Genomic DNA, 14,237 nt, shown 5'->3' with positions numbered 1-14,237 from the left:
AGATATGCGATTTTCTATAGAAGAATCTCAGTTTTTCTCTAGCGTGAAAGCGGGTGATGTAAATGCCGTAATACTTGCATTACATCCAGAACCTTATCTTGTCGAATCTCGAGATGAGATTGGTAAGACGCCTCTGCATCTCGCTGTGGAAAATGGCTTGGTTGAGATGGTCAAGTTATTAATCTCAGCAGGCGCAAAGGTTGAAGCGGTTGACGGTAATGGGACTACTGCTTTGCATCTGGCTATTGAACAGTCATTAACGAATCACGCAATCGAACGAATAGTCTTTACTGAAATTGCCAATTTTCTTTTGGAAGCTGGTGCAGATGTAAATGCCTATGATAAAAATGGATTCTCCCTGTTGCACAATGCTTCGGTTTCGGGGGACAAAGAAATAATAACTTTTCTTGTTGGGAAAGGTGCAGATGTAAATTTGAGAGGTACCAAAGGCTTCACCCCCCTTCATTGGGCGCTATGTGCAAATATTGAAGAGCGCGACATTCAAAATCATTTGGACGCTATCGAAACCTTGATAAGTTTTGGGGCCGATGTGATCGCTAAAACAGAAGATGGGAAGACTCCATTGATTGTCTTAAGTGAGAATAATCCTGGGCGTCCACAGTTGGCTAAATTGCTAAAAAGATTTGACGCAGCATAACCAATTAAAAGGTAATCTCATGCTCCTCCGAACCAAACTGCACGGTAAGACCGCCATCCACGAATACGACCACGAATTCACGAATACGGGCGCGTCAATTCGTTTATTCGTGAAAAATTCGTGGACGGTAAGCAACACCAACCCTAAAATGAATCTTTCCTCTTTCCTTCTTTCCTTATTCTTCCTTTGTGACCTTCGTGTCACTTCGACTTCGCTCAGTGCAAGCCTTTGTGGTGAAAAATGATTCTCCGAACCAAACTTCACGGCAAGACCTACGAATTCCCCGACATCCGCCTCCTGATGGGTAAAGCCAACGAGGAGAAATCAGGCGACCGTCTCGCGGGAGTCGCGGCTGAGACCACTGCCGAGCGCGTCGCGGCGAAGATGGTGCTGGCAGAAGTCCCGCTATGGGTTCTGCATGATAACCCCGCCGTGCCGTATGACCAGGATGAGATCACGCGTCTCATTCACGACGCCGTAGACCAGACCATCTACAACGAAGTCAAAGATTGGACAGTGGGGGAGTTCCGTGAATGGATTCTCTCCGACAAGACCTCCACCGAGATGATTCGCCGCGTCTCGAACGGACTCACCGCCGAGATGATCGCGGGCGTCACGAAATTGATGTCGAATCTCGACCTGATGTACGCGGCGAAGAAGATTCCCGTCACTGCCTATTGCAACAACACGATCGGGAAGCCAGGAACGCTGTCCAGCCGCAACCAGCCCAACCATCCGACTGATTCGCCCGAAGGCATCCGCGCGGAGATTTACGAGGGGTTGTCCTACGGCTCAGGCGACTCGGTCATCGGCATCAATCCCGTTGACGATTCGTACGGCTCGGTCGCGCGCCTGCTCGACATGACGTACGACATCATCAAGACTTGGAACATCCCCACGCAAAATTGTCTGCTGGCGCACGTCACAACGCAGATGAAGTGTATGCAATCAGGTTCGCCTGTTGGGCTTGTCTTTCAGTCGCTGGCGGGTTCGCAAAAAGGCAACGACTCGTTCGGCATCTCCATCGGACTCATGGATGAGGCATACGAACTTGCGAAGAAGCATTGCTTCCCGACGGGTCCGAACTACATGTATTTTGAAACGGGACAAGGCGCGGAACTTTCGTCGGAGGCGCATAACGGCTGGGATCAACTCGTGCTTGAAGCGCGCTGTTATGGTTTCGCAAAACGCTACAGCCCGTATCAAGTCAACACGGTGGTCGGCTTCATCGGTCCCGAGTATTTATACGACGCGCGCCAGATCCAACGCGCGGGACTCGAAGATCATTTCATGGGCAAACTCACGGGCATCTCGATGGGCGTGGACGCCTGTTACACCAATCATGCCCGCGCCGATCAAAACGCCATCGAGAATCTCGCGGTCATGCTCACCGCGGCGGGATGCAATTATTTCATGGGCGTGCCAATGGCTGACGACCCGATGCTCTCGTATCAATCCACGTCGTATCACGACGCGCCCACGCTTCGTCAACTGTTCAACCTGCGCCCCGCGCCAGAATTCGAAAAGTGGATGGAAGAAATGGGTCTCATCAAGAACGGCATCCTCACCGACAAAGCAGGCGACCCGACGATATTCCTAAAGAGATAACCGTAGTGACGACTTCAGTCGTTACCTTGACGACTAAAGTCGTCACTACGTATCGGAGAAATATTTTATGGACGACACCCAACTCAACACCCTCGTGGACGCGATCGTACGCGAACTCAAAGCCTCGGGAGCCGTGAAGCCCGCTTCCTCCGCAGGGACGCCTGCCTCTGCTTCGTCAACTCTCCCCTCCTCTTCGGCTTCCTCCGCCAAACCTCAAGCCAATTACCAATTACCAATTACCAATCTCACCATTGACCTCCCCGACCCCACCCTCACCCGCTCCACTCCGCGCGTCAAGAATCCCAAAGATGCAGAAGGGTTGAAAGCCCTCATGGCATCCACCACCGCCCGCATCGGAGTCGGTCGCGCAGGTCCGCGTTACAGCACGGCGGAGTTACTTTTATTCCAGGGCGATCATGCCGTGACGCAAGACGCGCTCTATCGTGACGTTGACCAGAAATTATTGGACGAGTTCAACCTCTTCACCGTCCAAACGAAAATCACAGGCGGCAAACAGGAATACCTCCTCCGCCCTGATTTGGGTCGCTTACTCAACGACGACGCCAAACGCATTATCAACGAGAAATGCCAGAAGAACGTCAACATCCAACTCGTCGTCGGCGATGGACTCTCCGCCGCGGCAATCGAAGCAAACCTGCGTCAGATATTTCCTGTACTCAAACAAGGTGTGCAAACCGCAGGTCTCACGTTTGGAACGCCGTTCTTCATCAAGTATGCCCGAGTCGGCGTGATGAACGATGTCGGCGAACTCATCAAGCCCGATGTGGTCATCTTGCTCATCGGCGAACGCCCTGGGCTGGGACGCGCCGAGTCGATGAGCGCGTACATGGGCTACAAACCCAAATACGGCGACACAGACGCCGACCGCGATGTGGTCTGCAACATCTTCGAAAACGGCGGAACCAATCCGCTCGAGGGCGGGGCGTTCGTCGTGCAGATCGCCCAAAAGATGCGCAAACATCAAGCATCTGGCGTAAAATTGAAGTTGGCGAATTAGAATTCGATGGTCGAGTAGCCCGAATGCTTTAGAGGGCGTATCGAGACCATCAGGCAACAAAAGCAATTTCTGTTCGAGAAGTACTCTTGCAAACTGGTGGTTTCGATACGGGCTTCGCTACCGCTCAGCCCTACTCAACCACCGAGGAAAATTATTTATGGCAATCCTCGACCCTCTCTATGGAACTCCCCTCGCGGTGCAATTGATCCCTCAGGTGCATCGTAACTTCGCGGAGCAACTTAAACTGCGCGACGATCAACGCTCCATTGGTCTCCTCAGCGTGGACAACGACGACGCGACGTACACAGCCATTGACGAAGCGACGAAGATGGCAAACGTCGAAGTGGTGTATGCCAAGTCGTTTTACGCGGGCGCGAAGCACACGTCGGGAAAATGGTCGGGTGAGATCATGGCTATTTTAGCGGGACCAGATCCCGCCGAAGTCCGAGCGGGATTGAATGCCGCGGTGAACTACATCAAGACTCAAGCCGTCTGGTATTCCGCCAACGACGACGACTCCATCGCATTCTTCCCGCATGTGATTTCGAGAACAGGCACATATCTTTCGCAAGTGTGCAACATCCCTGTCGGTTCGCCGATCGCGTATCTTGTGGCGACTCCAAACGAAGGCTTGGTCGCGCTCGATGCGGCGTTAAAATCAGCGGACGTGAACATCGTCGCATTGACCATGCCGCCGTCTGAAACGAATTACATGGGCGTGATGCTCACAGGCGACCAACCCGCCTGCAAAGCCGCCGCAACCGCGTTTCAAAATAAAGTGTTAGAGGTTGCGAGTAATCCACTCAACTATTAAGAACACTTCGCTGGTTGAGTAGGCGGCGTTCGTCCGCCGTATCGAAACCAGCAGGTACGCAAAATAACTTTTGTTCGAGATGTATTCTTGTAACTGGTGGTCTCGATACGACACTCGCTATCGCTCGTGTCTACTCGACCACCGAGGCATAATCTATGACCGACTTTGACAACGATCTCCAATCCATTCAGGAAGCCCGCACACTTGCCACGCAAGCGCGTGACGCTCAACGCGCGTTTCTCCACGCCACCCAAGCCGAAGTGGATCGCATCTGCGCGGCGATGGCGCAAGCCGCGGCTGATGCGTCTGTGCAACTCGGCAAAATGGCGAGCGAAGAGACGGGCTATGGCGTGCCTGAACATAAAACGCTGAAGAATTTATTGTCGTCGCAATTATTGTGGGAAGCCATCAAGGATATTCCAACCGTCGGCGTGATTCGCAGTGACCCTGTGAAAAGAACCTATGACATTGCGTGGCCCATGGGCGTTGTCGCCGCGTTGACTCCATCCACCAACCCAACATCCACGACGATGTTCAAGACGTTGATCGCGGTCAAAGCGAAGAATGCGATTGTGATCGCGCCGCATCCATTTGCCGCGAAGTGTTGCGCGGAAACCATCCGCATCATGGCAGAAGCGGGCGAGCGGGCTGGGATGCCGAAGGGACTGATCTCGTGCATGACGAAAGTATCCCTGCCTGGCACACAGGAATTGATGAAGCATAAATACGTCGCGTTGATTCTCGCCACAGGCGGCTCGGACATGGTTCGCGCGGCTCATTCCGTTGGCAAGCCCGCGTACGGGGTCGGTCCTGGCAACGTCCCCGCGTATGTGGATCGTTCAGCGGATGTGGCGAAGGCGGCGAAATACATCGTCGCATCGAAAGCGTTCGATCATTCCGTGATCTGCGCCACCGAGCAAGCCGTCGTTGCGGATCGTCCCATCGCGGCGCAACTCGAAGAATTGATGAAAGTTGAGGGCGCGTACTTTGTTGACGATAAGATCAAACAAATTTTGGCGAAGAATTTGTTTGTCGGTCATTTGCCGAATCCTAAATCGGTGGGGAAGAGTCCACAGCAGTTGGCACAGCAATACGGATTCAGCGTCCCTGATTGGGCGCGGATTCTCGTTGTGCGACTCAACAGCGTTGGGCGCGACGAGCCGCTCTCTGGTGAAAAGCTCACCACCGTCCTCGGCTGGTACGAGGTGGATGGCTGGGAGGAAGGTTGTGAACGCTCTTTGGAGATGATCGCATACGGCGGGCGCGGACATTCGCAAGTCATCCATGCTCAAGACGAGAATGTCATTATGCAATTCGGTTTGCAGAAACCCGTGTTCCGCATCGTGGTCAACACTTTCGGGACGCTCGGCACAACAGGCTACACCACTGGCTTGATGCCCTCGATGACTCTCGGCTCGGGCGGAGTTGGCGGCGCGATCACGGGCGATAACATCAGCGTGCATCACATGTATAATACCAAGCGACTGGCGTACGAGATCCGCACCGCGCCCGATGCCGCGTTTACGCCTGGCTCAACGGATACGCAGACTCAAAGAGGTATGTTTAGTGGTGGAGCGGGTTCGGTGGCGTCGAACGCGGTAAATCCACAGGTGGAAGAGATCGTGAGGAAGGTGTTGTTGGAGTTGAAGAAATAATCTCGCGCTGAGCGGAGGGACGATGCTCTTTCGTCCCGAAGACGAAGCGCAGTTGCGAAGAGTGCGCTTCGTCTCCAGCCTTCGCAAACTTCGCTCAGGCTTCCGCTCAGCGCGATGAATTGGTTAGACGCCCGATGTGAGCGATTGAATCATTTTCAATCTTTCACATCCGATGTCTAATCGGAGGAATGCGACATAAATGTCGCGTTACAATATTTATCTCAAAGGAGATTTAAGCCATGCCCGTAGATGTAGCAATGATCGCTTTAGGAATGGTGGAGACCAAGGGTCTCGTCGGCGCAATCGAAGCCGCGGACGCGATGGTCAAAGCCGCAAACGTGACGCTGATCGGCAGTGAATATGTCGGCGGCGGATACGTGACCGTGATGGTGCGCGGTGACGTCGGCGCGGTGAAAGCCGCGACCGATGCAGGAGCCGCCGCGGCAAAGCGCGTGGGTGAACTCGCGTCTGTGCATGTGATTCCACGCCCGCACGGTGACGTCGAGATGATCCTGCCGCAGAATAGCAAGGGTTCGTTCGGCGGACGCGGTAAAGAGAAATAGGTCACGCAGGATTTGAACCGCCAAGAACGCAACACTTGCACAAGCACCAAGTGCAGGCGAGAGCGCAAAGATTCTTTTTTGATTCCTTCGCGTCCTTCGCGTCCTTCGCGCGCTTCGCGGTGAAAACCGTTTCTCATGCCGCGTCAACTATTTACTGCGGAGGATATTCGCCGTCTGGCGCGTGAGCGCGTCGGTCCGCTTGTGCTTGCGCCTGACGATATCGTCACACACGAGGCGCAGGATGTGGCGTTCGCTTTGGGCGTGAAAATGATTCGAGAAGCCGAATCAGGCGTCCCCGTGGGAAGAAACGAGGCGTCCGCTGCCACGAATCTGCCGCCGCTGAAAGTCGTCAAAATGGCGAACGTCCAGATGGAGCAGTTCACCGAAGGCAAGACTACGGCTGGCACGCACGTCTGGCTGAAGGATGTGGTCGTCACGCAGGATCGATCGCCGATGGGCGCGGGATTTATGTCGCTCGACAAAGGCGAGATGCAGTGGACGTTGACGTATGACGAGATTGACATCGTGCTTGAGGGCGAACTCGTGATCACGTGCGGAAGCGAACAAGTGCGCGGCAAAACGGGCGATGTGATTTACATCCCGAAAGGTTCGAGCATCACGTTTGGGACGCCGAACTGGACGCGCTTTGTGTATGTGGTGTTTCCTGTGAATTGGAACGAGAAATAATTTTTACCACGAAGGACACGAAGTACACTAAGGAAAGAAAATCAAATTGGATGAATCCGAATCTGACGACTCTTCTGACTCAGACAGACCGCATCATGGCTGGACAAAATGGCTGGCACGCCGACCCGAACCTGATTCTCCCCTCAGGCATTTATCAGGGACGCGTGCATGTCGGTGTGGACTTGGGAACGGCATACACGGTGTTGGTCGTTCTCGATGAAAACTTTCAGCCGATTGCGGGCGAGTATCAATTCGCAGAGGTGACGCGCGACGGACTCGTCGTGGACTTTATCGGCGCGGTGGATTTGTTGCGGACGATGAAAGCGAAGGTCGAGAAGAAACTTGGCTTCAAGTTGACCTCCGCCGCGACGGCGTATCCGCCAGGCGTGCCGCAAGCGGAAGTGCGCGCAACTGCCAACGTGTTGCACGGCGCGGAACTGGATTGCACAGGCGTCATTGACGAGCCGACCGCCGCGAACAATGTGTTGAAGATCCGCGACGGTGCAATTGTAGATGTTGGCGGCGGCACGACAGGCATCGCCATCTTCCGTGATGGGGAGGTGGCGCACACCGCCGACGAGCCGACAGGCGGAACATCTTTCTCGCTGGTGATCGCTGGCTCGACGGGCAAAACGTTCGAGGAAGCCGAAGCGATGAAAAAGAATCCGAGCGAGCAGACGCGGTTATTTCCCGTCGTCCGCCCTGTGATGGAAAAGGTCGCTTCGATCGTCAATCGGCATGTGGCTGGTTATCAAGTGGACAAGCTGTATCTGGTCGGCGGCACGTGCGCGTTCGTTGGCATGGATGAAGTGATTCAAGAAATGACAGGCATCGAAACGGTTCTACCGAGCAATCCGCTGTTCGTTACGCCGCTTGGGATTGCGATGAATAATTAAACTCGAAAGGATGTCATTCTGAGCCGCGGAGCGGCGAAGAATCTCCCTCACGACACGGAGACCCTTCGCTATCGCTCAGGGTGACACTAGGTGAAACATGGCATCAGATCAATTTTCATTACGCGTATATTCCTATCTCGACCGAATGCAGCCGCAGTATGCCGCGTTCGTTGGGACGATCACACAAGGCGACCTTCCAACCGAGGGCATGGCATCCTTGTACGTTGAGGTCGCCCCAGGCAACGAAGTATTTCGGCTGGTGGATATCGCCGTCAAATCAACCGAAGCGAAGCCTGGCGCGCAACTGGTCGAGCGCGAGTTCGGCATGTTCGAAATCCATTCACATTCGCAATCCGAGGTATTGGAAGCGGGGCGAATCGTATTGGATCGACTCAGCCTGAAACCCGAAGAACGCATCAAGCCGTTCATCGCATCCGTGCAGATCATCACCAACGTGGACCCGTATCAGGCGCAGTTGTTGAATCGTTTCCGCCGCGGCTCGATGCTTGTCCCTGGCGAGACGATGCTCGTGCTGGAATGCGCTCCCGCCGCGTATATCAACTACGCGTGCAACGAAGCGGAAAAAGGCGCGAACATCAAAATCCTGCACGTGTCGTCTGTGGGACGGTTCGGTCGCATGTGGCTCTCTGGCTCCGAAGCGGAGATCGTCGCGGCGCGGAATTCGGCGGTGAAGGCGTTGGAGGGGTTGGATGGGAGACCTGAGAAATAAAGGCAGAGGATTAGAGGACTGGCGGTCGAGTAAGTGGTAAATAGTGATTGGTAATTGGAGACTGGAGACTGGTGGTTGAGCGCAAGCAGTCGAGACTACCGAGTAAGTGGTAAATAGTGATTGGTAATTTGAGATTAGAGACTGGAGACTGTATGCCCAAGGTCTTTTATACCGAACGCGATATTGATGAGATGAAAGCGCGCGGGGTCACGTCATTGGACATCACGGATAATGTGGTGGTCACGGATGCGGCGTTGGAACGCGCGATGAAGTATGAGATGAAAATCACCCGCGCCGATTCGTCGTCCGCGCCGAAAGCGACGTTGAGCGGCTCGGTGAATTTGGTCGCGGCATACTCGCGGACCGAGTCCGCTGGGGATGCGGAGTTGAAGGCGAAGATCAAGTCCGCGGTGCTGGCAAAGTTGGATGGGCAGGTGGATGCGGCGATGCTCGACGCGGTTATTTCGCGAGTGATTTCTTCACTAAAATAAGTTTGCTCTCGTCGCCGTCCACGGCGGCGAGGACGCCGCCTAGATCAATGATAAAACCCGCCTTTCGGCGGGTGTTTGTTTTAATTTGACGTAAAACGTCCCGCAGGTTGGGCTGGGCAGCGTGCGCCCTGATTGAATCCTGCGGGACGGTGAAGTTACGCGGTGGGCAAATTCTTTTCGGTGGCGTTGAGCAAGTCAATCATCTCTTCGCGGATGTGTTTGTTGAGGAAGTGATGTTCCAGCGTGGAGAGGGGCAGGAAGCGCGCGCCCGCGACGACGTGGATGCAGTTCGCCGATCCGCACAGGCAGATGAACGGCGCGTCCATTTCCCATTCGGTGGATGGATAGAAGAACGAGAGTTCCTCTCCCTTCTCGATGTCGCGTCGCGCCACCATTTGCATCTTTGCGGTATCGAGGATCACGTTCGGATCGCATGAGTGATTCAACGCGGCAAGTTTGCCCACATCCGTGTGTTCGGTGCGATCAATTTGAACCGTAAATCGATTCGGCTTGTTGACCACTTTCTCGCGCGGGATTGCGCAGATCACTTCCCCTTGTTTGTATTGCTGTTTTGTGATCAGAGTTCTGAATTTATTTTCGGTTTTGATCACAAGTGTTTCCATTGAAACCATATAGTTTTCCTTTCGTGTTGTCATTTCAATTGAGTCGAGATTATGAATTAGATTTGTTTGCAGAATCTGATTGTGTATTCTTTTTCCCCTTCTTTGTTAGAAAGTAAACCACCGCTCCAACAATGGCAATTGGTATTCCGCAGATTGAGCAGGTCGTCACGGACATAAGTGTTTGAATTAGAAAACTGCCAGCGCCTGGATCGAGGTATTTCAAAACATTTGACCCTATTATCGGCACGGTTATGATTGCGCTAACCACTACGATTCCAAATATTGGAAACAGATTTATTTCCCTGAAGTTAGGAACAATCAGTTTGTGTAGTGGAGAAGTTTTGTTCGCGAAGAAAAGCTCATTCATAGAAATTCCATCAAATTGCAATCTTTTATATGCCAACTATGAGATTGCTTCGTCGCGAAGAACAAGAGCGCTCCTCGCAATGACATGAATATAAACAGTATAACGATAATAAAAATAATTTCAAGGGTTTTGAAAGCGGAAATAAAAACTTTAAGGTCAAGTGATTCCCTCCTCCGAACGGCTAGGATGCGAACTAATCAAACATCCGATATATTTTATTTTCATAAGCGGTACACTGCGAATACTTGGTTCATTCAAACCGATATGTTATAAGGAGACAATCATGTCCAATCCATTTACTGAATTTTCAAACTACCTAACTGCCGCTGTTGAGAAGGGCGGCGAAAGCGCTGTCACTGTTGATGCGCGCAAACGTTATCCCGCAAGCGGAATCGCGTATGCAGAAGATCTCGTCCTCACCGCCGATCATGTGGTGACGCGCGAAGACGTCAAAGTGATTCTGCCCGACGGCAAGAGTCTCTCCGCGACAATTGCAGGGCGCGATGCGGGTTCAGACCTTGCTCTCTTGCGACTCGCGGAAAAAGCACTCAAGCCCGCAAAGACATCGAACGATGTGAAAGTCGGTCAACTTGTGCTTGCCCTTGGACGACCAAACACATCGGGCATACAAGCCTCGTGGGGAATCGTCACCGCGATTGCGGGACCCGCGCGCACGCATCGCGGCGGCTTGCTCGATGAATACATCTCAACCGAAACAACTCCGTATCCTGGCTTCTCTGGCGGTCCGCTCGTCAACACCGAGGGCGAAGTCATTGGCTTGAACACATCGGGTCTCGGGCGCGGCTCGTCGCTGACCATCCCTGCTAAAGTGGCATGGCGCATTGCGGATGAACTCGCCAAGCATGGCTCGGTCAAGCGCGGCTATCTCGGCGTCCGCACACAGCCTGTTGAAATCCCCGAAGCCGCGCGCAAGAGTCTCAAGCGCGAACAGAAAAGCGGATTGCTCATCTTGTGGCTCGAAGAAAACGGGCCCGCGCAAAAAGGCGGTTTGTTCGTCGGCGATACCATCGTCGCGGTTGCGGGTCAACCCGTCAGCGACCCCGATGATCTCTTCGCCTCGCTCAAGAGCGACACCGTTGGCAAATCAGTTGTCGTTGAAGTTCTGCGCGGCGGCAAGGCTGAGAATGTCAACGTGACGGTGGGCGAGCGCAAGTGATTCGCGTCTTGTTGAAACTTTCATCGCCCGCATTACGCGCTGGGTTGCAAGCCCTGCTCGCGTCTGATAAGACGATCAAAGTTGTCAACGATTCATTGGATGAAGAAAACGAAGTGGATGTGATCATCACATCCACTTCGTTCGCGTCTCTTTCGGGACTTGAGCCTGCTCTGCCCTCGTCGGCTGGAGTCCTCCTCCTGAGCGACGACCAGGCTGACGTCCGCGAGATGAAGCGTTCGTCCCGCGTGTGGGGAATCCTGCCGACGGATTCATCCGCTGAAGAGTTGACCGCCGCCATCCACGCGCTATCGCAGGGACTGATCGTCGGAGCGCCGCAGTTGTTATTTGAATCGGAAATCGAACCCGTAGAGCGCGGTCCGCTCACTGAGAGGGAATTGGAAGTGTTGGGGTTGTTGGCGCAGGGGTTGGCGAACAAACAGATCGCGGCCGAGTTGGGGATCAGCGAACACACCGTAAAATTTCACGTCTCTTCGATCTACACAAAATTGGATGTGACCAACCGCACCGAAGCCGTGCGCGCGGGTCTGCGCGGCGGGTGGGTCGCGTTGTGAAATTAACTTCAAGCACAAGGAAGTTTTGTTTAGCCACAGAGTTCACAGAGACCTCTGAGAAAATCTTTTTTTCTCTGTGCTCTCCCATGGCACCGCCCGCCAGGGCAGGTGTGTGGCGAGGAAATTTTTTCAAGGTGTCTTGTTAAATACCGTGACCACCTACGGGATGAGTTTCGTAGCGTTCACCAAAGCCCGCGATGAATGATTTTCCGCGCGCGATGGCTTGTTGAACGGAAGGTAATGTCAGTGACGCGCGATGACTCTCTTGGCTGTCCCACACTTCTGTGACCCAAATTGCGTCTTCGTCTGTGGAATCATGCGCGATCACATAACTCAAACAGCCAGGCATGTCATTGACGCCGTTCAGCAGGATGGCAATCAATACATCGCGCTGTCCTTTTATCGCATTTATTTTCCCGATCAAACCGTACATTTTGTGCTCCTGTGTAGTAGCGACTTGAGTCGCTTTTCTGCGGCAACTTGACGACTGAAGTCGTCACTACGTTTTGCCTTTCCACAAATAATCAAAACATCGCCATCTGACTCTCCGCTCGCCTGCCATCCAACAAAACAAATGGGGAAACGCGAGCGACAACGATTCCCATTTTGCGGAGGGCGGTCAGGTCGCGGAGTTTCGCTGTGCGGCGCGCTTGCAGGATTGCGTCCGCGTGTTTGGGTCCAATGCCAGGGATGCGGAATAGGTCGCGCTTTTCTGCTTTGTTGATTTCAACTGGCTTCCCTTTCAAGTTCATTTGCGCCCACGCCATTTTTGGATCAGTGTGGAGGGGGAGATTCTCGTTTTGTGTGAACGGCATGTCTTCCAAATCGAAGCCGTAATCACGCAACAGGAATGAGGCTTGATACAAGCGATGCTCACGCAACGGATCCACGGCGGCTTTGTTTTCGAGCGGCGTATCACGGATGGGGTGGAAGGCGGAAAAATATGCTCGTGTGAGACGGACGTTTTTCATCAGCCAGTTGGTTGTCGTCAATAATTCCAGATCAGATTCATCCGAGCCGCCCGCCACGAACTGCGTAACAGTTGACGGATATTTCCCATTCCAGAATTTGTGCGCGGGTTGGCTTCGTCGAATCTCCTCGACCCACTTCAACGGGCGAAGTAACTCTTCGATGAAAATTTTATGCGGGGCGAGTCTTGCCAGCCGTTCGGTGTTCGGCGCTTCGAGGTTGATCGAGACGCGGTCGGCGAGTTGCATCATGCGCTCGACCTGTCCCTTCTCGGCGCCAGGCATGATCTTGAGGTGCATGTATCCGCGGAAGCCAAGTTTCTTGCGGAGTATCTCCGCCGTGTCAATGATTCTGTTTTGTGTGTTCGCTCCGCCCGCGGCAATGCCCGAACTGAGAAAAATCCCTTCCGCCATTTTCGCCTTGTTCATCTTCATGAACAACTCGGCAAATTCCTGCGGCTTGAACGTGGCGCGGCGGAAGTCGCGTCCCGCGCGGAAGGGACAGTAGTAACAATCCCGTTCGCAGGCGGAGGTGAGCAGTGTTTTCAGCAGGACGACTTGTTTTCCATTGGGGAGTTGGGCGGGATGGGTGAACGCGGCGCGTTTTTCCCGTTCGGTAAACTCAGGGCGAGCCTTTGGAGTGAAGCAGGCGGGTTTGGTCTCGACTGCTTGCGCTCGACCACCGCGCGATTCTTCCGCATGTTCCAATTCCATTTGACTGGAAAGTTCGATCAAAGTATCCAGAGCGTTCATATCTGAATTATAGAACGGATATTCTAATTTGGCAAGTTGGAGACCTCACAGGTTTTTAAAACCTGTGAGGTCTGTTGGCTCTTGTTATAATCACGCCATGCCCGCAAAAAAATATTCTCGCATCGGCATGATCGCGCGCTGGAAGCCTGTCCATCTTGGGCATGCCGCGATTTTGCGGGCGTTGTGTCAAAGTGGGGAAGAGGTACGCGTCGGCATCGGCAGTTCCAATCGCTACAATGCGCGCAACCCGTTCACGCTCGATGAAACGCGCGACATGATTCAACTCGTCCTTGCGGACTTTTCAAATTATCAAATCATTCCCGTTCCCGATCTGGATGACGGTCCGCGGTGGCGCGTGATGGTGAAGGATTTGTTTGGGGAGTTGGATGTGTTTGCGACGGCGAATCCATACGTGGCGAGTCTGCTCAGGGACGACTACCGCGTCATTCCGCCCGTCGAGTTGATTCCGCTTCGGGAGCGCGTACCAGCCGAAGGGTCCGATGTGAGGCGTGCGATGGCGCGAGGTGACGATTGGGAGTCGCTTGTCCCGAACGTCATCGCAGAGTATATTAAGTCGAATCGTCTGGACCAAAGATTTCGCGAGGAGTTTGGGTTGGAGACGTTGGCGATGATGACGGTGGTTTAACGTACCGCAAA

16 protein-coding genes are annotated in these 14,237 nt (G+C 53.6%); 13 read left to right on the top strand and 3 right to left on the bottom strand.

The window, feature by feature from the left end; all coding sequences use genetic code 11:
- Positions 1-4 precede the first annotated feature (4 nt).
- The 10 genes from IPM31_19730 to IPM31_19685 all read left to right on the top strand — a co-directional run bounded on the left by IPM31_19730 (position 5) and on the right by IPM31_19685 (position 9,120).
- Entirely contained in the window at positions 5-658 is a 654-nt protein-coding gene (locus IPM31_19730) for an ankyrin repeat domain-containing protein (protein ID MBK9009204.1), read from the top strand.
- A gap of 240 nt (positions 659-898) precedes the next feature.
- Positions 899-2,266, top strand: coding sequence for an ethanolamine ammonia-lyase subunit EutB (locus tag IPM31_19725; protein ID MBK9009203.1), 1,368 nt, complete (start codon positions 899-901; stop codon positions 2,264-2,266).
- Between the two features lie 67 nt (positions 2,267-2,333).
- A complete protein-coding gene (gene eutC, locus IPM31_19720) occupies positions 2,334-3,284 on the top strand; it encodes an ethanolamine ammonia-lyase subunit EutC (protein MBK9009202.1) in 951 nt (316 codons plus the stop codon).
- 157 nt (positions 3,285-3,441) lie between these two features.
- Positions 3,442-4,098: an ethanolamine utilization microcompartment protein EutL gene (eutL, locus tag IPM31_19715; protein ID MBK9009201.1), complete on the top strand. Its 657-nt coding sequence runs from the start codon at positions 3,442-3,444 to the stop codon at positions 4,096-4,098.
- A gap of 155 nt (positions 4,099-4,253) precedes the next feature.
- Positions 4,254-5,753: an aldehyde dehydrogenase family protein gene (locus tag IPM31_19710; GenBank protein MBK9009200.1), complete on the top strand. Its 1,500-nt coding sequence runs from the start codon at positions 4,254-4,256 to the stop codon at positions 5,751-5,753.
- A 239-nt stretch (positions 5,754-5,992) separates the two neighbouring features.
- Positions 5,993-6,316, top strand: coding sequence for an ethanolamine utilization microcompartment protein EutM (eutM, locus tag IPM31_19705; protein MBK9009199.1), 324 nt, complete (start codon positions 5,993-5,995; stop codon positions 6,314-6,316).
- 135 nt (positions 6,317-6,451) lie between these two features.
- A complete protein-coding gene (locus IPM31_19700) occupies positions 6,452-7,003 on the top strand; it encodes a DUF861 domain-containing protein (GenBank protein ID MBK9009198.1) in 552 nt (183 codons plus the stop codon).
- Between the two features lie 95 nt (positions 7,004-7,098).
- On the top strand, positions 7,099-7,899 hold the full coding sequence (gene eutJ, locus IPM31_19695) for an ethanolamine utilization protein EutJ (protein ID MBK9009197.1): 801 nt from the start codon (positions 7,099-7,101) through the stop codon (positions 7,897-7,899).
- A gap of 97 nt (positions 7,900-7,996) precedes the next feature.
- Positions 7,997-8,629, top strand: coding sequence for a hypothetical protein (locus tag IPM31_19690; GenBank protein MBK9009196.1), 633 nt, complete (start codon positions 7,997-7,999; stop codon positions 8,627-8,629).
- Between the two features lie 152 nt (positions 8,630-8,781).
- A complete protein-coding gene (locus IPM31_19685; GenBank protein MBK9009195.1) occupies positions 8,782-9,120 on the top strand; it encodes a hypothetical protein in 339 nt (112 codons plus the stop codon).
- A gap of 155 nt (positions 9,121-9,275) precedes the next feature.
- Here IPM31_19685 and IPM31_19680 read toward each other — a convergent pair whose 3' ends face one another.
- Positions 9,276-9,752 (bottom strand): SET domain-containing protein-lysine N-methyltransferase, encoded by a 477-nt coding sequence (locus IPM31_19680; protein MBK9009194.1) that lies wholly within the window; start codon positions 9,750-9,752, stop codon positions 9,276-9,278.
- Between the two features lie 641 nt (positions 9,753-10,393).
- Here IPM31_19680 and IPM31_19675 point away from each other — a divergent pair.
- Entirely contained in the window at positions 10,394-11,287 is an 894-nt protein-coding gene (locus tag IPM31_19675; protein MBK9009193.1) for a trypsin-like peptidase domain-containing protein, read from the top strand.
- Positions 11,284-11,859, top strand: a complete 576-nt coding sequence (locus tag IPM31_19670) for a response regulator transcription factor (protein ID MBK9009192.1) — start codon at positions 11,284-11,286, stop codon at positions 11,857-11,859. The genes IPM31_19675 and IPM31_19670 overlap by 4 nt, the downstream gene beginning before the upstream one ends.
- A gap of 142 nt (positions 11,860-12,001) precedes the next feature.
- On the opposite strand, the gene IPM31_19665 is transcribed toward IPM31_19670, so the two are convergent.
- Complete coding sequence (locus tag IPM31_19665) at positions 12,002-12,292, bottom strand: antibiotic biosynthesis monooxygenase (GenBank protein MBK9009191.1); 291 nt, start codon at positions 12,290-12,292, stop codon at positions 12,002-12,004.
- Between the two features lie 91 nt (positions 12,293-12,383).
- A complete protein-coding gene (locus IPM31_19660; protein ID MBK9009190.1) occupies positions 12,384-13,580 on the bottom strand; it encodes a radical SAM protein in 1,197 nt (398 codons plus the stop codon).
- Positions 13,581-13,677: 97 nt separating this feature from the next.
- Between IPM31_19660 and IPM31_19655 the strand changes: the two genes are divergently transcribed.
- On the top strand, positions 13,678-14,226 hold the full coding sequence (locus IPM31_19655; GenBank protein ID MBK9009189.1) for an adenylyltransferase/cytidyltransferase family protein: 549 nt from the start codon (positions 13,678-13,680) through the stop codon (positions 14,224-14,226).
- The last annotated feature ends 11 nt before the right edge of the window (positions 14,227-14,237 follow it).

Source organism: Candidatus Defluviilinea gracilis (assembly GCA_016716235.1).
Taxonomy (GTDB): domain Bacteria; phylum Chloroflexota; class Anaerolineae; order Anaerolineales; family Villigracilaceae; genus Defluviilinea; species Defluviilinea gracilis.
The sequence above is the reverse complement of the archived record's forward strand: the minus strand, read 5'-3'. Positions and strand labels throughout refer to the sequence as shown.

Coding starts and splice junctions, on each gene's coding strand:
- IPM31_19685 (MBK9009195.1), top strand. CDS start 8,782: ATGCCCAAGGTCTTTTATACCGAACGCGATATTGATGAGATGAAAGCG.
- eutL (MBK9009201.1), top strand. CDS start 3,442: ATGGCAATCCTCGACCCTCTCTATGGAACTCCCCTCGCGGTGCAATTG.
- eutM (MBK9009199.1), top strand. CDS start 5,993: ATGCCCGTAGATGTAGCAATGATCGCTTTAGGAATGGTGGAGACCAAG.
- IPM31_19690 (MBK9009196.1), top strand. CDS start 7,997: ATGGCATCAGATCAATTTTCATTACGCGTATATTCCTATCTCGACCGA.
- IPM31_19660 (MBK9009190.1), bottom strand. CDS start 13,580: ATGAACGCTCTGGATACTTTGATCGAACTTTCCAGTCAAATGGAATTG.
- IPM31_19655 (MBK9009189.1), top strand. CDS start 13,678: ATGCCCGCAAAAAAATATTCTCGCATCGGCATGATCGCGCGCTGGAAG.
- IPM31_19675 (MBK9009193.1), top strand. CDS start 10,394: ATGTCCAATCCATTTACTGAATTTTCAAACTACCTAACTGCCGCTGTT.
- IPM31_19700 (MBK9009198.1), top strand. CDS start 6,452: ATGCCGCGTCAACTATTTACTGCGGAGGATATTCGCCGTCTGGCGCGT.
- eutC (MBK9009202.1), top strand. CDS start 2,334: ATGGACGACACCCAACTCAACACCCTCGTGGACGCGATCGTACGCGAA.
- IPM31_19680 (MBK9009194.1), bottom strand. CDS start 9,752: ATGGTTTCAATGGAAACACTTGTGATCAAAACCGAAAATAAATTCAGA.
- IPM31_19725 (MBK9009203.1), top strand. CDS start 899: ATGATTCTCCGAACCAAACTTCACGGCAAGACCTACGAATTCCCCGAC.
- IPM31_19665 (MBK9009191.1), bottom strand. CDS start 12,292: ATGTACGGTTTGATCGGGAAAATAAATGCGATAAAAGGACAGCGCGAT.
- IPM31_19730 (MBK9009204.1), top strand. CDS start 5: ATGCGATTTTCTATAGAAGAATCTCAGTTTTTCTCTAGCGTGAAAGCG.
- IPM31_19710 (MBK9009200.1), top strand. CDS start 4,254: ATGACCGACTTTGACAACGATCTCCAATCCATTCAGGAAGCCCGCACA.
- eutJ (MBK9009197.1), top strand. CDS start 7,099: ATGGCTGGACAAAATGGCTGGCACGCCGACCCGAACCTGATTCTCCCC.